The sequence below is a fragment of the Saccharopolyspora elongata genome (assembly GCF_004348985.1).
GTDB lineage: Bacteria > Actinomycetota > Actinomycetes > Mycobacteriales > Pseudonocardiaceae > Saccharopolyspora > Saccharopolyspora elongata.
Map to the genome: position 1 here is coordinate 53,584 of NZ_SMKW01000026.1, position 24,744 is coordinate 78,327.

Annotated in this window: 22 protein-coding genes and 1 pseudogene; 20 read left to right on the forward strand and 3 right to left on the reverse strand. The window is 71.0% G+C overall.

Annotation, left to right across the window (positions count from 1 at the left end; all coding sequences use genetic code 11):
• Positions 1–85: 85 nt before the first annotated feature.
• The 7 genes from rimP (at position 86) to E1288_RS20270 (ending at position 7,275) form a co-directional block, all read left to right on the forward strand.
• The gene (gene rimP / locus E1288_RS20240; RefSeq protein WP_132487366.1) at positions 86–643 is read left to right on the forward strand and encodes a ribosome maturation factor RimP; all 558 of its coding nucleotides are present in this window, start codon (positions 86–88) and stop codon (positions 641–643) included.
• The gene (gene nusA, locus E1288_RS20245; protein ID WP_132487368.1) at positions 640–1,710 is read left to right on the forward strand and encodes a transcription termination factor NusA; all 1,071 of its coding nucleotides are present in this window, start codon (positions 640–642) and stop codon (positions 1,708–1,710) included. Before rimP ends, nusA begins: the two co-directional genes overlap by 4 nt.
• Before the next feature lie 149 nt (positions 1,711–1,859).
• Complete coding sequence (locus E1288_RS20250; protein WP_235883683.1) at positions 1,860–2,138, forward strand: YlxR family protein; 279 nt, start codon at positions 1,860–1,862, stop codon at positions 2,136–2,138.
• Positions 2,139–2,230: 92 nt separating this feature from the next.
• Positions 2,231–5,170, forward strand: coding sequence for a translation initiation factor IF-2 (gene infB, locus E1288_RS20255; RefSeq protein ID WP_132487372.1), 2,940 nt, complete (start codon positions 2,231–2,233; stop codon positions 5,168–5,170).
• A gap of 73 nt (positions 5,171–5,243) precedes the next feature.
• Complete coding sequence (locus E1288_RS20260; protein WP_132487374.1) at positions 5,244–5,537, forward strand: DUF503 domain-containing protein; 294 nt, start codon at positions 5,244–5,246, stop codon at positions 5,535–5,537.
• Positions 5,538–5,653: 116 nt separating this feature from the next.
• Positions 5,654–6,154, forward strand: a complete 501-nt coding sequence (gene rbfA / locus E1288_RS20265; RefSeq protein ID WP_132487376.1) for a 30S ribosome-binding factor RbfA — start codon at positions 5,654–5,656, stop codon at positions 6,152–6,154.
• 164 nt (positions 6,155–6,318) lie between these two features.
• A complete protein-coding gene (locus E1288_RS20270) occupies positions 6,319–7,275 on the forward strand; it encodes a DHH family phosphoesterase (protein WP_235883691.1) in 957 nt (318 codons plus the stop codon).
• Positions 7,276–7,454: 179 nt separating this feature from the next.
• Here the strand turns inward: E1288_RS20270 and E1288_RS20275 are convergent, their stop codons facing one another.
• Complete coding sequence (locus tag E1288_RS20275; RefSeq protein ID WP_132487380.1) at positions 7,455–7,982, reverse strand: CGNR zinc finger domain-containing protein; 528 nt, start codon at positions 7,980–7,982, stop codon at positions 7,455–7,457.
• A 69-nt stretch (positions 7,983–8,051) separates the two neighbouring features.
• Between E1288_RS20275 and E1288_RS20280 the strand changes: the two genes are divergently transcribed.
• Positions 8,052–9,380: an MATE family efflux transporter gene (locus tag E1288_RS20280; protein WP_132487382.1), complete on the forward strand. Its 1,329-nt coding sequence runs from the start codon at positions 8,052–8,054 to the stop codon at positions 9,378–9,380.
• Positions 9,381–9,396: 16 nt separating this feature from the next.
• On the opposite strand, the gene def is transcribed toward E1288_RS20280, so the two are convergent.
• Positions 9,397–9,894 carry a peptide deformylase gene (gene def / locus E1288_RS20285; RefSeq protein ID WP_132487392.1) on the reverse strand — a complete coding sequence of 166 codons (498 nt, stop codon included), beginning with the start codon at positions 9,892–9,894 and terminating at the stop codon, positions 9,397–9,399.
• Positions 9,895–9,966: 72 nt separating this feature from the next.
• Here def and truB point away from each other — a divergent pair, with 72 nt between their 5' ends.
• The 10 genes from truB (at position 9,967) to E1288_RS20335 (ending at position 20,138) form a co-directional block, all read left to right on the forward strand.
• On the forward strand, positions 9,967–10,875 hold the full coding sequence (truB, locus tag E1288_RS20290) for a tRNA pseudouridine(55) synthase TruB (RefSeq protein ID WP_132487394.1): 909 nt from the start codon (positions 9,967–9,969) through the stop codon (positions 10,873–10,875).
• 129 nt (positions 10,876–11,004) lie between these two features.
• On the forward strand, positions 11,005–11,646 hold the full coding sequence (locus E1288_RS20295) for a DUF4232 domain-containing protein (RefSeq protein ID WP_132487396.1): 642 nt from the start codon (positions 11,005–11,007) through the stop codon (positions 11,644–11,646).
• 87 nt (positions 11,647–11,733) lie between these two features.
• Positions 11,734–12,720 carry a bifunctional riboflavin kinase/FAD synthetase gene (locus tag E1288_RS20300; protein ID WP_132487398.1) on the forward strand — a complete coding sequence of 329 codons (987 nt, stop codon included), beginning with the start codon at positions 11,734–11,736 and terminating at the stop codon, positions 12,718–12,720.
• 168 nt (positions 12,721–12,888) lie between these two features.
• On the forward strand, positions 12,889–13,377 hold the full coding sequence (locus E1288_RS20305) for a helix-turn-helix domain-containing protein (protein WP_132487400.1): 489 nt from the start codon (positions 12,889–12,891) through the stop codon (positions 13,375–13,377).
• Positions 13,378–13,429: 52 nt separating this feature from the next.
• Positions 13,430–13,999: a 2'-5' RNA ligase family protein gene (locus E1288_RS20310; protein ID WP_132487402.1), complete on the forward strand. Its 570-nt coding sequence runs from the start codon at positions 13,430–13,432 to the stop codon at positions 13,997–13,999.
• 332 nt (positions 14,000–14,331) lie between these two features.
• Positions 14,332–14,601 carry a 30S ribosomal protein S15 gene (gene rpsO, locus E1288_RS20315; RefSeq protein ID WP_093261676.1) on the forward strand — a complete coding sequence of 90 codons (270 nt, stop codon included), beginning with the start codon at positions 14,332–14,334 and terminating at the stop codon, positions 14,599–14,601.
• Positions 14,602–14,852: 251 nt separating this feature from the next.
• Positions 14,853–17,099, forward strand: coding sequence for a polyribonucleotide nucleotidyltransferase (locus E1288_RS20320; protein WP_132487404.1), 2,247 nt, complete (start codon positions 14,853–14,855; stop codon positions 17,097–17,099).
• Between the two features lie 312 nt (positions 17,100–17,411).
• A complete protein-coding gene (locus E1288_RS20325) occupies positions 17,412–18,749 on the forward strand; it encodes a M16 family metallopeptidase (protein ID WP_132487406.1) in 1,338 nt (445 codons plus the stop codon).
• A gap of 174 nt (positions 18,750–18,923) precedes the next feature.
• Positions 18,924–19,670, forward strand: a complete 747-nt coding sequence (dapB, locus tag E1288_RS20330) for a 4-hydroxy-tetrahydrodipicolinate reductase (RefSeq protein ID WP_132487408.1) — start codon at positions 18,924–18,926, stop codon at positions 19,668–19,670.
• Positions 19,671–19,685: 15 nt separating this feature from the next.
• Positions 19,686–20,138, forward strand: a complete 453-nt coding sequence (locus tag E1288_RS20335; protein WP_132487474.1) for a hypothetical protein — start codon at positions 19,686–19,688, stop codon at positions 20,136–20,138.
• Between the two features lie 18 nt (positions 20,139–20,156).
• Here E1288_RS20335 and E1288_RS20340 read toward each other — a convergent pair.
• A pseudogene (locus tag E1288_RS20340) lies at positions 20,157–20,512 on the reverse strand (LuxR C-terminal-related transcriptional regulator); the annotation flags it as partial.
• A 623-nt stretch (positions 20,513–21,135) separates the two neighbouring features.
• On the opposite strand from E1288_RS20340, the gene E1288_RS20345 reads away from it, so the two are divergent.
• Complete coding sequence (locus E1288_RS20345) at positions 21,136–22,956, forward strand: selenium-binding family protein (protein ID WP_235883684.1); 1,821 nt, start codon at positions 21,136–21,138, stop codon at positions 22,954–22,956.
• Between the two features lie 114 nt (positions 22,957–23,070).
• Positions 23,071–24,726 carry a hypothetical protein gene (locus E1288_RS20350; RefSeq protein ID WP_235883685.1) on the forward strand — a complete coding sequence of 552 codons (1,656 nt, stop codon included), beginning with the start codon at positions 23,071–23,073 and terminating at the stop codon, positions 24,724–24,726.
• Positions 24,727–24,744: the final 18 nt, after the last annotated feature.

Genomic DNA, 24,744 nt, shown 5'->3' on the forward strand with positions numbered 1-24,744 from the left:
CGCCGGCCGGCCCGGCCGCGAGACCCCGTGCCGCGATGTTTCCAGGTCTGCTCCAGACCCCGATCGGAATTTAGGGAGTGCCAACGTGTCCAGCCCGCCGCGCGGTGCGATCACCGCGCAGCTGGAGCCCGTCGTAGCCGAGGCCGTGGCTAGATCGGGCTTCGACCTCGAGGAGTTCGACGTGCAGCAGGCCGGCCGCCGCCGGCTGATCAAGGTCGTCATCGACTCCGACGACGGCGTCGGGCTCGACGAGATCTCCGACGTCAGTCGCGCGGTGTCGGAGGTGCTGGACGCGCACGAGCACGTCCTGGCCGGCTCCTACACGCTCGAGGTCACCTCGCCGGGCGTGGACCGGCCGCTGACCCGCGCGCGGCACTGGCGTCGCGCCCGCTACCGGCTGGTCAAGATCCGGTTCGCCGACGGCGAGAAGTTGGTGGCGCGGGTCGGGGCGGCCGATGATGAAGGAGTCACGGTGCTGGTCGCCGGCGAACTGCGCCGGGTGGCCTACCGTGATGTCGAACGCGCGGTGGTCGAGGTGGAGTTCCAGCAGCCACCGGCGGAGGATTTGGTCAAGCTGGAGCGGGCTGCGAGCGGCGTTTCCCAAGAGGGGGACGACCGGGAAGACACGGAGGAGTCGAGGTGAACGTCGACATCGCGGCGCTGCGGGCGATCGAACGCGACAAGGACATCCCGTTCGAGACGGTCCTGGAAGCGATCGAATCGGCACTGCTCACCGCATACCGCCACACCGAGGGGCACCAGCCGCACGCGCGGGTGGAGGTGGACCGCAAGACCGGTGTCGTGCGGGTCCTCGCGCACACCCTGGCGGCCGACGGCAGCGTGCAGGAGGAATGGGACGACACCCCGGAGGGGTTCGGGCGCATCGCGGCGACGACCGCGCGGCAGGTCATCCTGCAGCGGCTGCGCGACGCCGAGCACGAGCGCACCTTCGGCGAGTTCTCCGCCAAGGAGGGCGAGATCCTCGGCGGTGTCATCCAGCGCGACGCGCGCGCCAACTCGCGCGGCATGGTCATCGTGTCGGTCGGCGACAGCGAGGGTGTGATCCCCGCCGCCGAGCAGGTGCCCAGCGAGAACTACGAGCACGGCACCCGGATCAAGTGCTACGTCGTCGGGGTGTCCCGGAGCGCGCGCGGACCGCAGATCACGCTGTCCCGCACCCACCCGAACCTGGTGCGGCGGCTGTTCGCGCTGGAGGTCCCGGAGATCGCCGACGGCACCGTGGAGATCCCCGCGGTGGCGCGGGAGGCCGGGCACCGCTCCAAGATCGCGGTGCGCTCGACCGTCAGCGGCGTCAACGCCAAGGGCGCCTGCATCGGGCCGATGGGCTCGCGGGTGCGCAACGTGATGAGCGAGCTCGGCGGCGAGAAGATCGACATCATCGACTACTCGGACGACCCGGCGACCTTCGTCGGCAACGCCCTGTCGCCGGCCAAGGTAGTCTCGGTGGAGGTCGTCGACGAACGCACCAAGACCGCGCGGGTGGTCGTGCCGGACTTCCAGCTCTCGCTGGCGATCGGCAAGGAAGGCCAGAACGCCCGGCTCGCGGCTCGGCTCACCGGCTGGCGGATCGACATCCGCAGCGATGCCGACCCGGGTGCGTCGGCCACTCCGGCGGCGCAACCCCCGGCGCAGGCGTCCGGTCTGGACCCTGCGGTGGAGGGACTGCCGACCGTGGGTTCGGCCGAGTAACGTCGTCGGGTTAGAATCAAAGGAGGTTCGACGCGAGGGGAGCGACAATCCGCACACGGGTGTCCGGCGAGCACGGCGAAAGCCGTGAGCCCGTTCGTACCTGCGTGGGGTGTCGTGCCCGGACGTCATCCTCTGAGCTGCTGCGTGTGGTGGCTGAGGTCGGTCGGGCTGGTCCCGTCGCCGTACCCGATCCACGACGTCGGCAACCGGGCCGGGGCGCTTGGCTGCACCCCGATCCGGCGTGCCTTCGTCTGGCCGAACGGCGCCGGGCTTTTCCGCGTGCACTCCGTGTACCGGGAGTCCTGGACACCTCGGCCGTGCAGGCCCACCTGAGTGCCGGGCAACCGCAGCAGGCGGCTCAAGACGTGACCGACGCGGGATCCGTCCCGCGCCAGGCAACTGAAGGAAAGCAGGTCGACCCGTCATGAATCAGCCGTGAAGCTGAAGCCATGAACGCGCATCGGCGATAGGACGAGGTCGAGCGGGACTGCCGCCCGGCCTCACCCAGATGAGGAGAGCAGTGGCAGGCAAGGCCCGCGTACATGAGCTCGCCAAAGAGCTCGGTGTTACCAGCAAGGAAGTTCTGAACAAGCTCGCCGAGCAGGGCGAGTACGTGAAGTCCGCGTCATCCACCGTGGAAGCCCCGGTGGCCCGCAGGCTTCGCGACGCACTCGCCAAGCCCTCGGCGTCGAAGAAGAGCGACGCCGGCGGAGGCAAGCCCGCTCCGGCAGAACCCAGGCCGTCCCGCGCCGATGCGGCGGCGCCGAAGCCTGGACCCAAGCCCGGCCCGCGCCCCGAGGCGCCGGTCGGAGAGCGTCCCAAGCCCGGCCCCAAGCCGGGTCCGAAGCCGACCCCCAAGCCCGAGCCGGAGGTCAAGCCGGAGGTCAAGCCGGCTGAGCAGGCACCGGCCGCCAAGGCGGCCGCGCCGCGTCCGGCGTCCGGCCCCAAGCCGGGTCCGAAGCCCAGCCCGAAGCAGGGTGGCGACGGCGACGCCGGCGTGGTTCCGCCGCGCCCGAAGGCGCCCAAGCCGGGCCCGCGGCAGCCGCGCGTCGGCAACAACCCGTTCGGCGTTGGCAGCGGAGCGCCGCAGCAGCGGCCGCCGCGGCCGGGCCCGGGTGGCCGTCAGGGCGGCGGGCAGGGTCCCGGCCGCCAGCACGGCGGTCCCGGTGGCCAGCGTCAGGGCGGCGGTCAGGGTGCCGGCACGGCCCCGGCCGCGGGCAACGCCCCGCGCGGTGAAGGTGGCTCGCGCCCGAACCCGGGCATGATGCCGCCGCGTCCGAACCCCGGCATGATGCCGCCCCGTCCGCCGCGCAGCGGTGGCGGTCCCGGCGGTGGCCGCGGTGGCGGCGGCCGTGGCGGTCCGGGCGGTGGCGGCGGTGGCCGTCCCGGCGGTGGCGGCGGTCGTCCCGGTGGGGGCGGCGGCGGCTTCCGCGGTGGCGGTGGCGGCGGTGCCCCGAGCGGTGCCCCGGCCGGCGGTGGCTTCCGCGGTCGTCCCGGCGGCGGTGGCCGTCCGGGCGGTCCCGGTGGTCGCGGCGGTGCTGCCGGTGCGTTCGGCCGTCCCGGCGGGCCCGCGAAGCGCGGTCGCAAGTCGAAGCGGCAGAAGCGCCAGGAGTACATGGAGAACATGCAGGCGCCGTCGGTCGGCGGCGTCCGCCTCCCGCGCGGCAGCGGCGAGACCGTTCGCCTGCGCCGCGGTGCTTCGCTGACCGACTTCGCCGAGAAGATCAACGCCAACCCGGCCTCGCTGGTGCAGGCGATGTTCCACCTCGGTGAGATGGTCACCGCGACCCAGTCCGTCTCCGACGAGGTGCTGGAGCTCCTCGGCCAGGAGATGAACTACAAGATCGAGATGGTCAGTCCGGAGGACGAGGACCGGGAGCTGCTGCAGTCGTTCGACATCAGCTACGGCGACCCGGGCAGCTCCGAGGACGAGCTGGCGGCGCGCCCGCCGGTGGTGACCGTCATGGGTCACGTCGACCACGGTAAGACGCGACTGCTGGACACCATCCGGAAGACGAACGTGCAGGCCGGCGAGGCCGGTGGCATCACCCAGCACATCGGTGCCTACCAGGTCCTCACCGAGCTGGAAGGCAACGAGCGGCCGATCACGTTCATCGACACCCCGGGTCACGAGGCGTTCACCGCCATGCGTGCCCGCGGTGCGAAGTCGACCGACATCGCCGTGCTGGTGGTGGCCGCCGACGACGGCGTCATGCCGCAGACGGTGGAGGCGATCAACCACGCCCAGGCGGCCGGTGTGCCGATCGTGGTCGCGGTGAACAAGATCGACGTCGAGGGTGCGAACCCGGCGAAGATCCGCCAGCAGCTCACCGAGTACAACCTCGTTGCCGAGGAGTACGGCGGCGACACCATGTTCGTCGACATCTCGGCGAAGCAGGGCACCAACATCGACAACCTGCTCGAGGCGATCCTGCTCACCGCGGACGCGGCGCTGGATCTGCGGGCCAACCCGCACATGCCCGCCCAGGGTGTGGCGATCGAGGCCCACCTGGACCGCGGTCGCGGTCCGGTGGCCACGGTGCTGGTGCAGCGGGGCACGCTGCGGGTCGGTGACTCGGTGGTGGCCGGCGACGCCTACGGTCGCGTCCGCCGGATGATCAATGAGAACGACGAGGACGTCCCCGAGGCGCTGCCGTCGCGGCCGGTGCAGGTCATCGGTTTCACGTCGGTGCCGGGCGCGGGCGACACCTTCCTGGTGGTCGACGAGGACCGGGTCGCCCGGCAGATCGCCGACCGCCGCGGGGCCCGCATCCGCGAGGCGCAGAACGCGGCCAAGCGCAAGCGCGTCAGCCTCGAGGACCTGGACAAGGTGCTCAAGGAGACCAACCAGCTCAACCTGATCATCAAGGGTGACAACTCGGGTACCGTCGAGGCGCTCGAAGAGTCCCTGATGAAGATCGAGGTCGGCGAAGAGGTCGAGCTCCGGGTGATCCACCGCGGCGTCGGTGGCATCAACGAGTCGGACATCAACCTCGCCACCGCGGAGAACACCATCGTCCTGGGCTTCAACGTCCGGGCCGAGGGCAAGGCGGCCGAGGTCGCCAACCGCGAGGGCGTGGAGATCCGGTACTACTCGGTGATCTACCGGGCGATCGAGGACATCGAGCAGGCCCTCAAGGGCATGCTTAAGCCCGAGTACGAGGAAGTCGAGCTGGGCCGGGCCGAGATCCGCGAGGTCTTCAAGTCCTCCCGGATCGGCACCATCGCGGGCTGCATGGTCACCGAAGGCATCATCAAGCGCAACGCCAAGGCGCGCCTGCTGCGGGACAACGTGGTCGTCGCCGAGAACCTCAGCATCAACTCGCTGAAGCGGTTCAAGGACGACGCCACCGAGGTCCGCGAGGGCTTCGAGTGCGGTCTGACCCTGGGGTCGTACAACGACATCAAGGTCGGCGACGTCATCGAGCCCTACGAGATGCGCGAGAAGCCGCGCGACTGAGCCGGTGCTGCGCAGGGGGTCGTCACTCGACGGCCCCCTGCGTGCCGGTTCGCCCCCGCGGTGAGGAACACCCATGTACGTCGGTGTACTCGAACTGGACGTCCTCCTCGGCGACGTCCACTCCCTGAAGCAGAAGCGCGCTGTCGTGCGGCCCGTGGTGGCCGAGTTGCGGCGGCGCTTCGAGGTTGCCGTCGCCGAGGCCGGGAACCAGGACTTGCACCGCCGCGCGCTGCTGGGCGTCGCGGCCGTCTCCGGCGACGCCGCGCACGTGCGCGAAGTGCTGGAAGCGTGCGAGCGGTTGGTCGCTGCACGCCCCGAACTGGAACTGCTCTCCGCCCGCCAGCGCATGCTCGGGCCGGAGGACTAGGAACTCTTCGTGGTCGTTCTGCGCGAGAACCCGCGGCGGCGCGAGTCGAGTCCCACACCGCAAGCGGCTAGCGCCGCTTTTCAGACGAACTGAACTTTCCCCGAAGGAGGTGCGCCGTGGCTGATACGGCGCGCGCCCGCAAACTCGCCAAGCGCATCGCCCAGATCGTGGCATCCGGGCTGGAGCACGAGGTGAAGGACCCGCGGCTGGCGATGGTGACGGTCACCGACGCGCGGGTCACCCCCGATCTGCGGGATGCCACTGTCTACTACACCGTGTTCGGCGACGACGCCGACTACGCCTCCACCGCGGCCGCGCTGGCGAGCGCGGCCGGGGTGCTGCGTTCCCGGGTCGGGCAGCAGACCGGCGTCCGGTTCACCCCGACGCTGACCTTCGTCGCGGACACCGTGCCGGACAACGCGCGGCGGATGGAGGAACTGCTCGCCAAGGCCAAGGAGGCCGACGAGGAGGTCGCCCGGTTGGCCTCCGGAGCGTCGCCGGCCGGCGACGCCGATCCGTACCGAGCCAGCACCGACGATGACGAGTTCGCCACCGACGGTGCCGACGAGGGGTCGTTTTCCGACGCCGATGTGCGTCGTGGGCCACAGAGTGGTTGAGTCGCAGCTCAGCATCAGGTGCGTTGGACGTCGGCGGCCGGAACGGCCACCGATGTCGTGGAGGTGAACCTGTGCGCGGGCAACCCGATAGCGGCCGCACCGGCGGCGGCCAACCGGTCGCCGTCGATCCGGTCGAGCAAGCCGTAGCCGAGGCCGCTCGCAAGCTGTCCGAGGCCTCGGACGTGACGTTGTTCGCGCACATCAACCCGGACGCGGACGCGCTCGGCAGCGCGCTGGCGCTGGGCCGGGCGTTGCGGCGGCGCGGGTGTGCGGTCCGGGTGTCCTTCGGGATGCCGGACCTGCCGCCGATCTCGCTGCGCGATCTGGACGGCGACGATCTGGTGGTGCCGGCGGACGAGGTGCCCGCCGCGCCGCCGGTGCTCGTCGTCTGCGACACCGGGAGCCTGCAGCGGCTCGGCAAGCTCGCCGATCGGGTCGACGCGACGATCGCCGCAGGCGGCGACGTCATCGTGATCGATCACCACGTGTCGAACACCCGCTACGGCACGCTGCACGTCGTCGACGAGCACGCCGAGGCGACGGTGATGATCGTGCTCCGGCTGCTCGACGAGCTCGGCGCGGAACTCGACCTGCCGACCGCGCGGTGCCTCTACGCGGGCCTGGTCACCGACACCCGGTCGTTCCGGCGCGCCAGCGCGTCGACGCACCGCGCGGCGGCGCGGCTGCTGGAGGCCGGGGTCGACCCGGAGGCGACGACGCGGCCACTGCTGGACACGCATCCGTTCGCCTGGATGAACATGCTGTCCGTGGTGCTGGGCGAGGCCCAGCTGGAGCCGACCGCGGCGCAGGGCCTCGGGTTCGTGCACGCGACGGTCCGGCTTGCCCATTCCGACGGGCTGCGCAGCGAGGACGTGGACAGCGTCATCGACGTGGTGCGCACGACGAGCGAGGCCGAGGTCGCCGCGGTGCTCAAGGAGACCGCGCCGGATCACTGGTCGGTGTCGTTGCGCTCGGACAGCCGCGTCGACGTCGGCCACGCGGCGGCGGCCTGCGGCGGTGGCGGGCACCGGCTCGCCTCCGGTTTCACGGCGCAGGGCCCGGCGGAGGAGATCATCGCGGCGATGCGCAAGGCCCTCGACGAGGCCCCGCTCCTGGACTGACGCCCGCTCGCGGCGGAGTACCTCCGCAATTTCCATTGAAATCGAACCTTCGATTTCAATGGAAATTGCGGAACATCGGCGTGTCGGACCACGACACGCCGACGGCTGTGGACAACTCCCGCAATTTCAATGGAAATCGGACCTCTGATTTCCATTGAAATTGCGGACGATGCTGGGCGTCAGGTTCGGCGGCGGGCTCGGAAGGCCGCGACGTGCATGCGGTTCGCGCAGCGGGGGCTGCAGAAGCGCTTGGCCTGGTTCGTCGACGTGTCCAGGAAGTAGGTGTAGCAGCCCTCCGCCCCGCAGCGCCCCCAGCGCGTCGTGCCGTGCTGGACCACGCCCTGCGCCAGGCCCCACGCGGCCGCCGCAGCGACTTCGTCGACCGCCGGTGCGTCCGGACCGGCGACGTGGACGTGCCAGTTCGGGGTGCCGTCGTGGCTGCCGTGCCCGGAAAGCCTGGGCCGGGGCGGGTGCGCCGACAGCAGGGCGTTGATCTCGGCGAGCACCGTCTCGCCGTCGTCGGCCACCATCGCGTCCAGCGCCCGGCGCAGCCCGGCCCCCACCGAGCGCAGGAGCGGCAGGTCGTTCGCGTGGAGCCGGTCGGCCCACCAGGGCTCGTCGTGGAGCGCGGCGCGCACCGCGTCGAGGCTGCTCAGATCGGCGTTTGCGATCCGCAGCGCAACGGCGGCGTAATCAGCGTTGTCCATCAGTGGTCCTTACCAGTACCCTTGGCCGTCAGGGGCGAATCCGCCGATCACAGCTTACAAGGAGACAGGGTGCCGGATCTGGGGGAGCGCGTATCGCCGCGCCGAGTGCTGGCGCTCGCGGTGCCCGCGCTCGGCGTGCTGGCCGCCGAACCGCTGTACGTGCTCGTGGACACGGCCGTGGTCGGTCACCTCGGAGCGGTGCCGCTCGCCGGGCTCGCGCTGGGCGGCACGCTGTTCACCCTGGTGTCGAGCCAGCTGACGTTCCTGAGCTACGGAACCACCGCGCGCACCGCTCGGCTGCACGGCGCCGGGCGCCGCAAGGACGCCGTCGCGGAGGGCGTGCAGGCCACCTGGCTGGGCGTCATCGTCGGCGTCGTTCTCATGCTGCTCGCGCAGCTGCTGGCCGTTCCGATCGCGGAGCTGATGGCGGGCCCCGGGCCGATCGCCGATGCGGCCGCGATCTGGATGCGCATCGCGCTGTGCGGTGCGCCGATGGTGCTGATCACCATGGCCGGCAACGGCTGGATGCGCGGCGTGCAGGACACCGCGCGGCCGCTCCGGTACGTGCTGGTGGGCAACGGTGTTTCCGCCGTGCTGTGCCCGCTTTTCGTCTACCCCTTCGGCTGGGGTCTGGAGGGTTCGGCGGTCGCGAACCTGATCGGCCAGACGATCGCCGCCGCGCTGTTCGTGCGCGCGCTGTTCGTCGAGCGGGTGCCGCTGAAGCCGGAGCTCGCGAAGATGCGAGCCCAGCTCGGGCTCGGCCGCGACCTGGTGCTGCGGACGCTGGCGTTCCAGGCGTGCTTCCTGTCGGCGACGTCCGTGGCGGCGCGGACCGGCGCGGAAGCCGCGGCGGCGCACCAGGTCGTGTGGCAGCTGTGGGCGTTCCTGGCGCTCGTGCTCGACTCGTTGGCCATCGCGGCGCAGTCGTTGGTCGGCGCGGCGCTCGGGGCCGGTTCCGCGCCTCGCGCCAAGGGAATCGCCCGGCAGGTCACCTGGTACAGCCTGGGGTTCGGCATCGTGCTCGGGTTGGTGTTCGCGGTGCTCTCCGGCCCGCTGCCGACGTTGTTCACCACGGACGGCGCGGTGCTGGCGGCGATCCCGCACGCGTGGTGGTTCTTCGTGCTCATGCAGCCGGTTGCGGGCGTGGTGTTCGCGCTGGACGGGGTGTTGCTCGGCGCCGGTGATGCCGCCTACCTGCGAACCGCGACGTTGCTGAGCGCGGCCATCGGCTACCTGCCGCTGATCTGGTTGTCGCTGGCGTTCGGCTGGGGCCTGGTGGGGATCTGGACCGGGCTGACCCTGTTCATGGTCCTGCGGCTGATCACGCTGCTGCTGAGGGCCCGCTCCGGCCGCTGGGCCGTCGTCGGCGCCACCCGGGCCGAAGCCACCGCGGGGTGATCCCCCGCCGCGCGGGTCACTGCCAGAACCAGGACTGCTCCCGGACCTGGCGGTAGGCCTCGCGGCGGCGCTCCGAGTCGAGGCGCTGGATGTAGACCATGCCGTCGAGGTGGTCCGTCTCGTGCTGGAGGCAGCGCGCCATCAGGCCGCTGCCCGACACCGTGACCGGCTCGTTGTCCGCGTCCACGCCGCGCACCACCGCGTGCTGGGCGCGGCGGGTTTCGAACCCGAGCCCGGGCAGCGACAGGCACGCCTCCACGTCGTCATGCACCTCGTCGGAGAGTTCGACGATCTCCGGGTTGACGACGTACCCGATCTCGCCGTCGACGCGATAGCTGAACGCCCGCACCCCGACGCCGATCTGCGGCGCGGCGACCCCGGCGTGCCCGGGCGCGTCGACGGTGTCCAGCAGGTCCGCGACGATCGAGCGCAGCCGCTGGTCGAAGACCGTGACCGGCTCGGCCGCCATGCGCAGCACCGGGTCGCCGAAGCGCCGGATCGGTCGGAATGCCACCCCTGACCTCCTCGCAGTTCCGCCGCCACCCTAGCGACGCGCGCCGCGCCGGGTCGGGGAAGATGTCTCCTCGTGTCCGAGCACTCCCGCAAAACGCGTCCCACCGTTCCACCCGGCCTGCTGGTGATCGACAAGCCGGCGGGGATGACCTCGCACGACGTCGTGTCGCGGGTCCGCCGCATCATGGGCACCCGCCGCGTCGGGCACGCCGGGACGCTGGACCCGATGGCCACCGGGGTGCTGGTGCTGGGCCTGGAGCGGGCCACCAAGCTGCTCGGCCACCTCGCCCTGGACACCAAGGCGTACCTGGCGACGATCCGGCTGGGCGCGGCCACCACCACCGACGACGCCGAGGGCGACGTGGTGTCCGAAGCGGACGCCTCCGGGGTGGACGAGGAGGCGGTCCGGGCCGGGATCGCGGAGCTGACCGGCGACATCCAGCAGGTGCCCAGCGCGGTCAGCGCCGTGAAGATCAACGGCCGCCGCGCCTACGAGATGGTGCGCAACGGCGAGACCGTCGAGCTGGCCGCCCGGCCGGTCACGGTGTCGCGCTTCGACGTGCTGGCGCTGCGCCGCACGGAACGCACGACCGACCTCGACGTGCTCGTCGAATGCTCGTCGGGGACCTACGTGCGCGCGCTGGCGCGCGACCTCGGGGCCGGGCTCGGCGTCGGCGGGCACCTCTCGGAACTGCGCCGGACCCGGGTCGGCCCGTTCGGGCTGGCCACGGCGCGCACCCTGGACCGGCTGGAGGCCGAGCCCGGGCTGTCGATGGGCCTGGACCAGGCGGTCGAGACCGCCTTCCCGCGCCGCAACGTGGACGCCGACACCGCCCGCGCCCTCTCCCACGGCCAGGTCGTGCCCGCGGCCGGCGTCGAGGGGACCTACGGGATGTTCGATCCGGACGGCCGGGCGGTGGCCCTGGTCCGCGACCGCGGCCGGACCGCGAAGCCGGTGCTGGTGATCATTCCGGCGAACTGACGCATTCCGGTCGAACCCCCTCCGCGCCGCGGGCGATTTCGGTGACCGGTGTCACGCCCTTGGAACCGGGGGAGGAGTCGCTCGTCCCACGGCTAGTCCGATCCAGTGACGACAGACGTTGGGAGCAGCATGCGCAAGCGATTAGTCGGGGCGACCGTCGTGGTGGCGGCGGGGTTGGCGCTGAGCGGCTGTGCGGCAGGCGGTGCACCGCAGCAGACGGCCGGCGGTGGTTCGCAGGCCGAGAGCAGGCCGGTCGAGACCAGTGCCGGTCCGCAGCAGGAGACCACCGATGCGGCCGGCTCGAACCAGGGCGGGAACGCCACCGGCGACCGGCCGTGCGAGGCGTCCGACCTCGATGCGAAGTTCGTCACCTCCGAGAACTACGACGGGCGCCCGAGCAGCGGCCAGTTCAGCGTGACCAAGAACAGCAACGACATGACCCCGTGCGTGCTCGACGGGTACCCGGAGATCAAGGCGATGCGCGGCTCCGAGGGCGGCGCGACCATGCCGGTGGCGATCCAGCAGGTGACGGCCGACGGCGCGCAGTCGATGCGGCTGGACGGGCACGGCGGTTTCGCCAGCTTCAACATCACCTGGACGACCTCCGGTGCCGACGGCGGGTGCGACATGCCGGGGGCGCTCTCGGTGCGGCTGCCGCGCGCCGGTTCCCAGGACATCGAGGTGCCGGTCAACCAGGGCCGCGACAACTCCCTGCGGATCTGCGAGAACGACGAGCTCCAGGTCCAGCCGTTCGGCGACTACACGAACTGAGGCGATCCGCCCGCCCGTGCCGCGCGATCCGCGGCACGGGCGGTGGCGTTCCGGCCATCGGATAGCGGCGCAGTAGGCTTCCTGGTCGTGCAGCGTTGGCGTGGTTTGGAGCAGATTCCCGGTGGCTGGGGCCGGTGCGTGGTCACCATCGGCGTCTTCGACGGGGTGCACAGGGGACATCAGCAGCTGATCGCGCACGCGGTGCGGCAGGCCCGCCGCCGCGGCGTGCCGTGCGTGCTGATGACCTTCGACCCGCACCCGTCCGAGGTGGTGCGCCCGGGTAGTCACCCGGCACAGTTGACGACGCTGCGGCGCCGCGCCGAACTGGCCGAGCAGCTCGGGGTCGACGTCTTCTGCGTGCTGCCGTTCACCCGCGAGATCTCCCGCGTGCCCGCCGAGGAGTTCGTGCACGCGATGCTGGTGGAGCGGTTGCACGCGGCGGAGATCGTGGTCGGCGAGAACTTCACCTTCGGCCACAAGGCGGCGGGCAACATCGAACTGCTGGCCAAGCTCGGCGAGCGGTTCGGCTTCGAGGTCGAATCCGACGCGCTGGTCTCCGGGCCGGTGGAGCGCGCCGACGACGCGGCGGGCCCCTCGGTGACCTTCTCCTCGACCTACATCCGCTCCTGCATCGACGCCGGCGACGTCGTGGCGGCCGCCTCCGCGCTGGGCCGCTACCACCGGCTGGAAGGCATCGTGGTGCGCGGCGCTGGGCGCGGCGGCAAGGAGCTCGGCTTCCCGACCGCCAACCTGTCCACCCCGCCGCACGCGGCGATCCCCGCCGACGGCGTGTACGCCGCGTGGTTCACGCACCGCCGGCGCGGCTCGGTGCAGCCGGGCGAGACGCTGCCCGCGGCGGTGTCGGTGGGCAGCAACCCGACGTTCTCCGGCACCGAGCGCACCGTCGAGGCGTACGTGCTGGACATCGACGCCGACTTCTACGGCGAGCACGTCGACCTGGACTTCGTGCAGCGACTGCGGTCGATGGAGCGCTACGACACGGTCGAAGCGCTGATCGAGCAGATGCACCAGGACGTCGCCGAAACCCGGCGGATCCTCGCCGTGGGCGGGTGAGGCGGTATGCCGAACCCCCGAACGGGGCAGCCGCGTCCGCCGCGCGGCGCACCGCGGTCGGAACGCTTTTCGGATTCCCGGCCACGCCCGGCCGGTGACCTGGCAGTATTCAGGGCCGGATCAACAGCCGCCCGCGGCCGGGTCGGCGCCGACACGGGGGGAACGAAGGTGGCGGAGAACAGCAACGTCCAGCGGAACCTCGCACTGCAGCGGCAGTGGTACGGAGAGCCGCTGGGGGACCGGGTGCGCCGCCTGGTCGTTGCGTTCCGCATCTCGCAGGCCCAGCTCGCGGAAGTGCTCGGGATCAGCGCGCCGATGCTCAGCCAGGTGATGAGCGGCCGCCGGGCCAAGATCGGCAACCCGTCGGTGCTGGCCAGGCTGGTGATGCTGGAGCGCAAGGTGCTCATCCCCGGCGTCGCCGCGGGTGACGAGGACGCGATCAAGCAGGCGCTGGAGGACGTCCGCCAGTCGCGCCCGTCGGTGGGCCGCGACAACCTGCCGGTCGTGGGTTCGGCGAACGGCGAGGAGGCCGCCTGGCCGGTGCTGCGCGAGGTGGCCAAGCCCGGCGAGCTGGCGGCGGCGGCGTCGCTGCTGGAGGGCCGCTACCCGGCGCTGGCGCAGCTGCTCCGCCGCGCCGCCAACGGCGACCTTGACTGAGCTCCCGCGGAGCCGCCGCGCGGGCGTCCGGGGAGTGCGCGGACACTGGGGTATGCGTTTGTTCACCGCGTTGTGGCCGTCGGACGAGGCGGTGCGGCACCTGGCGTCGGCGGTAGACCGGCTCCATCCGGACCGGGTGGCCGAGGCGACCGCGGGCCTGCGCAAGTTCCGCTTCACACACCCGTCGCGCTGGCACCTGACGCTTCGCTTCCACGGCGACGACGCCGACGAGCAGCGCGTGACCGGCCGGCTCGACCAGCGCGTAGCCGAGCTGCTGGAGACCGACCCGTCGTCGCCGCGCCTCCGGCTGGCCGGCGCCGGGACGTTCCGCGGCGTGCTGTGGGTCGGCGTCGAGCCGGAAACCGGCTCCGACGACGCCGCGCTGCGCGAGCTGGTTCGCGCGGCCGGTGGCGATCCGCGCGGTCACACCGCGCACCTCACCATCGCCAGGTGGGTCGCCGGGCGAGCCGACCGCGAGCTGCTGCCGGGGCTGTTCGCCGGCTACACCGGCCCGTGGTGGCGGCCGCGCGATCTCGCGGTGGTGTGCAGTGACCTGCGGGAAGGCGGTCGGGAGTACCGGACCGTGCACCGGGTGGCGGTGACGCGCGAGACGCCGGGTTGACGCCTGGTTTCTTAAGCGGCGGCAGCCGCTTGCGGTGTGGGACTCAACTTGCACCGCCGCGGGTTCTCAGACGTCGTCCTCGCGAGGACAGCCCCAGCGTGGTGTATTGGACATACATGAGTCGGGGATCCCACAGTGAGGCGGCGTACCCGCACCGCTACGCAAGCCGCTCCGGGAATGGTCCTTGACCCGGTCGCAGCAGCTCTCCCTGTTATCCTGGCATGTGGAGCGGCTGCAGTCCGTGGTGGCCGCGTCCGGTCGACCTGGGGTCGACCCGCCACCCGATCGATCGGTCGGGCGTCGCTGACACGGGACATCGAAGGAGTCAATTCGTGGCGTTGTCCACTGAAGACAAGAAGCAGATCCTGGCCGAGTACGGCCTGAAGGACGGCGACACCGGTTCGCCGGAGGCCCAGGTGGCCCTGCTGACCAAGCGGATCGTCGGGCTGACCGAGCACCTCAAGCAGCACAAGCACGACCACCACTCGCGTCGTGGTCTGCTGCTGATGGTCGGTCGCCGCCGTCGTCTGCTCAACTACCTGACCAAGGTGGACATCGAACGCTACCGTTCGCTGATCCAGCGACTCGGTCTGCGTCGTTGACGAACACCGGGGGGAGCGGCCGATGGGCCGCTCCCCCCGGTGCATGAAGAACGGACGGCGCCCCGCGCGCCGTCGCAACTGAAGAGCGCTCACGGTGGCACGCACCGGACAGGCGTCCGCCGGTCCTCGGTAGTGGCTGCCGGGCAAGTCGTCGCAACAGACGTTCCCGGGGGCTTCGATCGATGGCCGGCCTCGTCGGACCACGATCCGGATGCTCCTGCCGTGGGCCTCGTGAAACCGAGGAGTCAACCTTGACTGAACCCCAGATCGACGAGGGCGTCTACGAGGCCACCGCCGTGCTGGACAACGGCGCGTTCGGGACCCGGACCGTCCGGTTCGAGACCGGCCGGCTGGCCAAGCAGGCCGCCGGCAGCGTCGTCGCCTACCTCGACGACGACACCATGCTGCTGTCCGCCACCACGGCGTCCAAGCAGCCGAAGGAGCACTTCGACTTCTTCCCGCTGACCGTCGACGTCGAAGAGCGGATGTACGCCGCGGGCCGCATCCCCGGCTCGTTCTTCCGCCGCGAGGGTCGCCCGTCCACCGACGCGATCCTCACCTGCCGGCTGATCGACCGGCCGCTGCGCCCGTCCTTCGTGGACGGTCTGCGCAACGAGGTCCAGGTCGTCGTCACCGTGATGAGCCTGGTGCCCGGCGACCTCTACGACGTGCTGGCGATCAACGCCGCGTCGGCATCCACCCAGCTGTCCGGTCTGCCGTTCTCCGGCCCGATCGGCGGCACCCGAGTGGCCTTGATCGACGGCCAGTGGGTGGCCTTCCCGACCCATGAGCAGCTCGAGCGGGCCGTGTTCGACATGGTCGTCGCGGGTCGCATCGTCGGCGACGACGTGGCGATCATGATGGTCGAGGCCGAGGCCACCGAGAAGACTGTCAACCTGGTCGCCGAGGGTGCGCAGGCGCCGACCGAAGAGGTCGTCGCCGCTGGTCTAGAGGCCGCGAAGCCCTTCATCCGGACCCTGTGCCAGGCGCAGCAGCAGCTCGCGCAGGCTGCGGCCAAGGAGGTCCAGGACTTCCCGGTGTTCCCGGCCTACGCCGAGGACGCCTTCACCGCCGTCGAGCAGGCCGTCTCCGGTGAGCTCGCCGAGGCGCTGAAGATCGGCGGCAAGCAGGAGCGGGAGAGCCGGCTCGACGAGATCAAGGCCGCGGTGCTGGAGAAGGTCGGCACCGGCGAGGGCCAGCAGTTCGAGGGCCGCGAGAAGGAGGTCGGCGCCGCCTTCCGGTCGCTGACCAAGAAGCTGGTGCGCCAGCGGATCATCCGCGACCAGGTCCGCATCGACGGCCGCTCGCTGACCGACATCCGCAGCCTGTCCGCGGAGGTCGGCGTGATCCCGCGGGCCCACGGCTCGGCGCTGTTCGAGCGCGGCGAGACCCAGATCATGGGTGTCTCCACGCTGAACATGCTGCGCCTGGAGCAGACCATCGACTCGTTGTCCCCGGACACGACGAAGCGGTACATGCACCACTACAACTTCCCGCCCTACTCGACTGGTGAGACCGGCCGGGTCGGCAGCCCGAAGCGGCGCGAGATCGGCCACGGCGCGCTGGCCGAGCGCGCGCTGATGCCGGTGCTGCCGACGCGCGAGGAGTTCCCGTACGCGATCCGCCAGGTCTCCGAGGCGCTGGGCTCCAACGGGTCCACCTCGATGGGCTCGGTGTGCGCCTCGACGCTGTCGCTGCTGAACGCGGGCGTGCCGCTGAAGGCGCCGGTGGCCGGCATCGCGATGGGCCTGGTGTCCGACGAGGTCGACGGTCAGACCCACTACGTGGCGCTGACCGACATCCTCGGTGCCGAGGACGCCTTCGGCGACATGGACTTCAAGGTCGCCGGCACGAAGGACTTCGTGACCGCGCTGCAGCTGGACACCAAGCTGGACGGCATCCCGTCCGAGGTGCTGGCCCAGGCGCTCGGCCAGGCCCGCGACGCCCGGTTCACCATCCTCGAGGTGATGGCCGAGGCGATCGGCAAGCCCGACGAGATGAGCCCGCACGCCCCGCGGGTGACCTCCATCAGCATCCCGGTGGACAAGATCGGCGAGGTCATCGGCCCGAAGGGCAAGATGATCAACTCGATCACCGAGGAGACCGGCGCGGAGATCACCATCGAGGACGACGGCACCATCTACGTCGGTGCCGCCGACGGTCCGTCCGCGGAGGCCGCGATCGACAAGATCAACGCCATCGCGAACCCGCAGCTGCCGAAGGTCGGCGAGCGCTTCCTGGGCACCGTGGTCAAGACCGCGGCCTTCGGCGCGTTCGTCTCGCTGCTGCCGGGCAAGGACGGCCTAGTGCACATCTCCAAGCTGGGCAACGGCAAGCGCATCGGCAAGGTCGAGGACGTGGTGAACGTCGGCGACAAGCTGCGCGTGGAGATCGCCGACATCGACAGCCGCGGCAAGATCAGCCTGGTGCTGGTCAACGACGAGGCGGAGAAGGCCGAGGGCGAGGCCAAGCCGGAGGCCGAGACCCCGGCGCAGTGACCGATCGGCGCGCGTGACGCGCTGTCCAACGCGGCCCGTCCCGGAACTCCGGGGCGGGCCGTACGGTTGTGAGTCGTCAACTCACGATGTCGCGACGAGACCAAGGTGGTTGGTGTTTGATAAGCGGCGGCAGCCGCTTGTGGTGTGGGACTCAACTCACACCGCCGCGGGTTCTCAGGGGTCTTCTCGCGAGGACAGCCCCGACGTGGTGAATTGGCTTCATGAGTCGGGGATCCCACAGCGAGAAGGCGCCTGAGGTCCCGCCACCCGCACCGCTACGCAAACCAATTTCGAAATACTCTCTAAAGGGACATGAAGAAGCAGACACGCGCCGGGTACCTGCAGCGTCCCGGGACCACTCGAATCCTCGGCGGCACCGGCGACGCGGCCGTGCGCCGGACGGTGTTGCCGGGCGGCTTGCGGGTGGTCACCGAGCCCGTGCCCGGCGTGCGCTCGGCCTCCGTCGGCATCTGGGTCGCGGTGGGTTCGCGCGACGAGGGCCGCCCGCAGGCCGGTGCCGCGCACTACCTGGAACACCTCCTCTTCAAGGGCACCGCCAAGCGCACGGCGGTGGACATCGCGCAGGAGATCGACGCCGTCGGCGGCGAGCTGAACGCCTTCACGGCCAAGGAGCACACCTGCTACTACGCGCACGTGCTCGACCGCGACCTGCCGCTGGCGATCGACATGCTCTGCGACGTGGTCTTCGACGCGCTGAACGCGAAGTCCGACGTGGATGTCGAGCGCAGCGTGGTCCTGGAGGAGATCGCGATGCGCGACGACGATCCCGAGGACCTGCTGCACGAGCTGTTCACCTCGGCGGTGCTCGGTGACCACCCGCTCGGCCGTTCCGTGCTGGGCACCGAGGACTCCATCACCGAGATGACCCGGGCCCGGGTCAACGGCTTCTACCGGCGCAGCTACGAGATGCCGAAGATGGTCATCGCCGCCGCGGGCAACGTCGACCACGGCCGGGTGCTGCGGCTGCTGCGCAAGGCGCTCGGCGACCGGCTGGACGGCGACGTGCTGCCCGCGCCGCCGCGCACGGGGCGGGCGCGGCTGCCGAAGCAGAAGCCGCTGGCGCTGCACACCGACGACACCGAGCAGGCCCATCTGCTGATGGGCTGCCGCGGCTTCGACCGCTACGACGACCGCCGCTTCGCGCTCGGCGTGCTCAACGCGGCGCTGGGCGGCGGCATGAGCTCGCGGCTGTTCCAGGAGGTGCGGGAGCGGCGGGGCCTGGCCTACTCGGTCTACTCGGCCACCACGGCGTACTCCGATGCCGGGACGTTCTCGGTGTACGCGGGCTGTACCCCGGACCGGCTCGGCGAGGTCGCGACGGTGATCCGCGGCGTGCTCGCCGGCGTCGCGGCCGACGGGCTGACCGCGGACGAGGTGGAGCGCGGGCGCGGGCAGTTGCGCGGCGGCCTGGTGCTCGGCCTCGAGGACAGCGCGTCCCGGATGAGCCGGATCGGCAAGATCGAGCTGAACTACGGCAGGCACTTCACGGTCGAGGAGACCCTGGAGCGCATCGACGCGGTCACCGTCGACGACGTCGCGGAGCTCGCGGCCGAGCTGCTGCGCCGCCCGCTGACCACCGCCGTCGTCGGGCCGTACGACTCGCCCGAGGACCTGCCCGACGGCGTGTGACCTCGGGGCGGTGCCAATCCCACGAGAAATCGACCCTCACCCCGGTGAGGGTCGATTTCTCGTGGAATTGCGCCCCGGCGCCCGGGCGGGTGCCGGGGTGCCGCCCGGTTCGGGCGTGTCGGCGCTGCATAGACTCGGGGTGCACTGGAGTAGGCGTGGAAAGGTAGTCGTCACGTGAGCATCAAGGTCGGCGTGCTGGGTGCCCGCGGGCGGATGGGATCCGAGGCGGTTCGCGCCGTCGGCGAGGCCCCCGACACCGAACTGGTCGCCGCGATCAACCGCGAGGACGGCCTCACCGGGTTGCTCGACGGCGGCGCCCAGGTCGCGGTCGACCTCACCCATCCCGACGCGGTGCTCGACAACATCCGGTTCTGCGTCGAGCACGGCATCCACGTGGTGGTCGGCACCAGCGGGCTCGGCACACCGGAGCTGGACACCGTCCGCTCCTGGCTGGCCGACCGGCCGGAGGTCGGCGTGCTGGTGGCGCCGAACTTCGCGATCGGCGCGGTGCTGTCGATGCGGTTCGCCGAGCTCGCCGCGAAGTTCTTCGAATCCGTGGAGATCGTCGAGCTGCACCACCCGAAGAAGGCCGACGCGCCGTCGGGCACCGCCGCGCGCACCGCGCAGGTGATCGCGCAGGCGCGCGCCGAGGCGAGCCTGGGCGAGGTGCCGGACGCGACGACCAAGGAGCTCGACGGCGCCCGCGGCGCGGACGTCGACGGCGTGCGGGTGCACTCGGTGCGGATGACCGGGCTCGTCGCGCACCAGGAGGTGCTGTTCGGCACCGAGGGCGAGACGCTGACCATCCGGCACGACTCCTACGACCGCCGCTCCTTCATGCCCGGGGTGCTGCTGTCGATCCGCGAGGTCGGGTCCCGGCCGGGCCTGACCGTCGGCCTCGACGCGCTGCTGGGGATCTGAGTGGCCCGCAAGCTGATGACCCCGCGGACGTCCGCGTTCGTGGTGGCGATCGTGCTGCTGGTGTACCTGGTGCTCATGGGTGGCCGCGCGGTCACCATGATCACCAGCGGGCAGCCGGTGTTCATCGCCCTCGGGGTGGCGGTCTTCGTGCTGCCGGTGCTCGGCGCGCTGCTGGTCGTCGACCAGCTGCGGTTCGGCGCGAGCACCGAGCGGCTCGCGCAGCGGCTCTACGACGAGGACGCGCTGCCGGACGTCTCGCACCTGCCCCGGCGGCCCTCCGGCCGCGTCGAGCGGGAGGCGGCGGACGCGTACTTCGACGAGAAGCAGGCCGAACTCGAAGCCGCGCCGCAGGATTGGCGCCGCTGGTTCGCGCTGGCGCAGGCCTACGACCTGGCCGGCGATCGCAACCGCGGCCGCAAGGCGATGCGCCGCGCGATCGAGCTGGAGCGCGAAGAATCCGCGCGGTGACGCGGTTTTCGCCCGGCGCTACTCGACCCCGCCGCGGGACCGTCCCGGCGTGATCAGCCCGGTTCCGTAGGCCAGCGCCACGAGCTGCGAGCGGACCCGCGCGTCCAATTTGGACAGCAGCCGACCGACGTGGGTTCGCGCGGTGGCCGCTCGGCGATCTCGGCGTTGGAACACCCGGCGCGGACCTCGGCCAGCACCTGGAGCTCCCGCTCGGTCAGCCCGCGGGTGACCCCGGGCGACAGCAGCGCCTCGCCGCCTGCCACCACCCGCACCGCCTCGCGCATCTGCTCCGGCGCGGTGTCCTTCAGCAGGAAGCCCGCCGCCCCGGCGCGGACCGCGTCGAGGGTGTTCTCGTCCGTGTCGAACGTGGTGAGCGAAACATGGTGCGCCCGAAGCTATTCGGGCAGCGCTTTCACGTCGTCGGCCTGGAAGCTCTCGCGCCGTGCGCATCTCGACTAGGCCGTGCTCGGTCCGAAGCGGACCGCCTCTTTGCACGCCGCAACGGCGGCGGCATTGCGGGCGATCCTCAGGCACAATGGGTGCAGGCGCGCGGACTGCGGCTTTTCGGGATTTCTGAAAGAAATGTTTCGAGGCGGCCGCAAGGTAGGGTTACATTGTTAACTCCTCTACCGCTCTTCGGGTGAACGCGGGCGCGTGCTGCGCTTTTCCGGGTAACGATGTGCGGCGATCTCACCAAGTGGTTGGGCCATTGACAGCGTCACCGGTAGTCCCGATCATTTCAGCCATGTCTAGGTTCGCCACTCTGGTGGCTCGCCTGCATGTCGATTTGGTGCAGCAGGCCAGCGCGCTCTGTTGCGCCGGCTAGGGCTCTCCTTTCGCGGAACCGGGCCTGGCGTGACAACGCAGGTTTCCCCCGGTCCGATGTGTTCCCTTCGGCATCGCCGCTTTCTCCTCTAGCGCGCGTTTTCCGAACGTGCCGCCGGTGGGGTTCCGGCATGCCTTCAGTCGGGTGATTCCACGGATTTTCGGAGCACAAATGAAGATACGTTTTCGCAGATGGCCCACCGGGCTGGCCGCCGTGCTGCTGGCGGTCGGTGCGGTCACGCTACCCGTCCAAGATGCCTACGCAGATGTCGAAGTGTCGACGCAATCGGTCAAAGGCGCCGACGGCAAGGACTACACGGTCACCAACCACCTGGTGAAGAGCGCGCTGGAGAAGTCGCAATCCGACGGCAAGCGCAAGGAATGGCTGCTGGTCTGGGCCGGCGACGAGAACATCGCCGACACGGTGGTTCCGGACGTGCGGAACCTGCCCGGATCGCTGAGCGGCGGCCCCGGCAAGGTCTCGAACGCCCTGCCCGGTCCGGACTTCCTCGCCGTCATCGACGCGACCCCCGGATCGCCCGGATACGGCCAGGTCGTCAATACCATCACCGTCGGACCGCTGGTGGAGAACGAGTCGCACCACATGCAATACGTGTGGCACAAGGGCGACACCATCTACGCGGGCGCGCTCTTCGGCGCCGCCACCTACGCCTTCGACGTGACCGCCCTGCCCAACGTGAAGCTGAAGGGCATCAGCCTGCCGACGCAAACGCTCGGCGGCTCCGTGCCCGACGCCTACTGGGTGCTCAAGGACGGCACGGCGTACGCGACCTACATGGGCGGGCCGGTCGCGCCCGGCCCCTACCGCTACGACGACGGTTCGGTGCACATCGGCAACGGTTTCGCCGGCAGCCCCGGTGAAGTCGTGCGCTTCGACGAGAACGCCAAGGTGCTCTCGCAGTCCCCGGCGGCCACGCCCGGCGGCGACAACGAGAAGCTGTGCGCCAACCTGCCGAGGCTCGGCGAGCCGACCTGCGCCAACCCGCACGGCATCCAGGCCCGCGAGGACCTGAACACGCTGGTGACCGCAGACTACGTCGAGCCGCGCAACATCATCCTGGACCCGGTGAAGGCGCCGTCGCCGTACCTGCGCCGGCCCACCGTGCGCACCTGGGACATCTCCGACCGCAACCACCCGAAGCTGAAGGCGGTGTCGTACCTGCCGGACGGTCCCCGCGCCGATCCGAACGACCCGCTGCACCAGGAAAGCCGCGCGGTGATGGAGACGACCGTCACCAACCTCCCCGGTCACAAGGGCGCCTTCGCCCAGACCATGCAGGGCGGCGCGGTCTTCTACACGCCGGACATCACCGCGGCCGAACCGCACTGGCGGCAGGTCTTCGACGACGGCACGGCCAGCCCCGGCTTCGACGCGGCCAACGACCGCAACGGCGGCAGCTCCAACGGCGGCTGGATCCAGACCAGCCCGGACGACCGGTTCCTGTACCGGGCGATCCAGGGACGTCAGCCCGGCACGTTCGGGGCCGACGACCCGGGCACCACGGGCGGCGTCTACGTGCTGGACATCTCCAAGCTCGTCGGAGCCGGCGACGACTACAAGTGCTCGATCGACACCAAGCAGGAGGCCGAGCACGGCGGCGCCGAGGCCGACTGCCCGACGCTCGCCGGCGCCACCCCGATCAACCCCGGCAAGCCCGGCGCCGGCCCGCACTGGGGCGCGTACGACAACTTCGTGCTAGGCCCGGACGGCTTCTACCAGGAAACCCAGCAGCCGCAGCGGCTCGCGGTGTCGAACTACTTCGTGGCCCGATCCGGCCTGGACGGCGACCACAAGGTCAACATCGTGGGCCTGGGCGAGGACGGCTCGGTGTCGGTCGACGACGAGTTCCGCGACGAGGTCACTGGTGAGGTCGGCGTGAACTTCAACCGGCGGTCCTGGCCGCACGGCGAGTTCGGCAACGCCAAACCGCACTCGGAGTTGTTCGTGGTCGCCGACGGCGACGTGAAGTAAACCACGCACCCGGTGGAGGAGCCGTTCCCCCGCGGAACGGCTCCTCCCCAGGAGGCGATTTCGCGCGAAATCGCCGGAACCCGAGCGAGAGAACGCGAGTGGCTGATGGAGAACATGCACTCCCACACCGGGGTGTCCAGTGTGGATCTGCTGGCCTTGGTGCTGCGGATTCTCCTGCTGACCAGCACCGCGGTGGTCGCGGGCGTCGGCCTGCTGCGCGCCGTGGTGGCGGTGCCGCCGCGGCTGGCCTGGACGGCCGGCGGCATCGCCGCACTGGCCAGCGGGTGGTCTGCGGCGGTGCTCGACATCAACATCGGCTTCGCGGTGGCGCACGCGATCCTCGCGCTGGCGGTGCCGCTCGCGTTGCGGTGGCGGGCCGCCGCGACCTACCTCGGGTTCGCGCTGGCGCTGCTGCTGATCGCCGAGGCCGGGCTCGGGCATTCGTCGCTCGCGTTCTTCCTCGACACCGTGTTCGCCGCCGTCGCCGTGGTCTGGTTCGGCTTCGCCGTCGGATCCTGGCGCGACGACGGCGGGTTGCGGCCCGGCCCGGTGGCGCTGACCGCGGCATTGGCGCTGGCCGGGGCCGCGCTCGCCCAGTTGCTGTTGTCGGGTCTGCTCGACCGTCGGCTGGTGGACAGCGCCTACGGCTTGGCGCTCGTGGGGCTGGTCGTGGCGTCACTGGGAGTTCTGGTGCTGACCGCGGTACTCCGCGACGTCCGCCGGGTCTACCGGCTGGGCGCGGTGGGAGTGCTGGTCGCGGTCGTCGCGTGGACCGCCCTGCCCGGCATTCCGCAACCGCATGACCTGGCGGTGCCCGGCATTCCACGGCTCGCGTCGGCCGCCGGGACACTGGTGCTGGTCAGCCCGCACCGGCCGGGGCGAAACCTGGTGCACTTCCCGGCGAGCGCGGGACTGGACGTCGTGGTCGAATCCGGCGGCCGGATCTCGCGGGCCGTGCCGCGACCGGGCAGCACGGGAACCTGGGCCGAGGTCGAACTGACCAGCGGTCGCAGCGATTTCGTGGTGCGCCGAGGGGCGGAGCAGGGCACGGTGGACGTCGACACCGGCGAGCTCCCTGCGCTGCCGGACGCCGTCACCGCGGACGGGCCCGAATGCGCCAGCGCCGCGCTGGGCGGCATCGCCGCCGGCGCCCCGTCGGTGCTGGACAGCTGCCCGTCCGCAGCATTGTCCACAGAGGACGAAGATGCGCTGCGCAAGCAGGTTGGCTACCTCGCCGCAGCCGGGGTTCCGTCGATCGCAGTGATCAGCGACGAGTCGCCCCGCTCCCGAACCGCCGCCGACGCGGTGCTTTCCCAAGCGCAGCAACGTGGACTGGCGATCCGGGACGATCCCGGCGGCGCGCTGCTCGTCGTCTCCGGCTGGTCCCGCGCCGCAGAAGCCCTCGAATCCAGCAACAGCGGACCGGGCTACATCTACGGCGTCCACCTCGCCCCGTGGCTGCTGCACGGGCCCGTCGTGAACGCCGTGGCCGGCTCGTCGATCCCGCTGCGCTTCGACCCTCGCGACGAGCGCTCGCTGACCTACGGCATGGCGCTGGCCGGCGTATTCGGCGGCGAACCCCCGTCGCTCGCCGGATTCCGCCGCTGGCTGGCGGCGCGTCAGGAGAACCTCACCGGCGACGTCGCGATCTACGCCTCCGCCCAGGTGGACGTGATGCGGATGGCCAACCACCCGCACGGCAGTTCCGCCGCGGGCCAATGGATCCCGCAGGGCACCATCGTCGCCATTTCCGGCCCCCTCCCGTCCTGACCCAGAACCAGGAGTGCT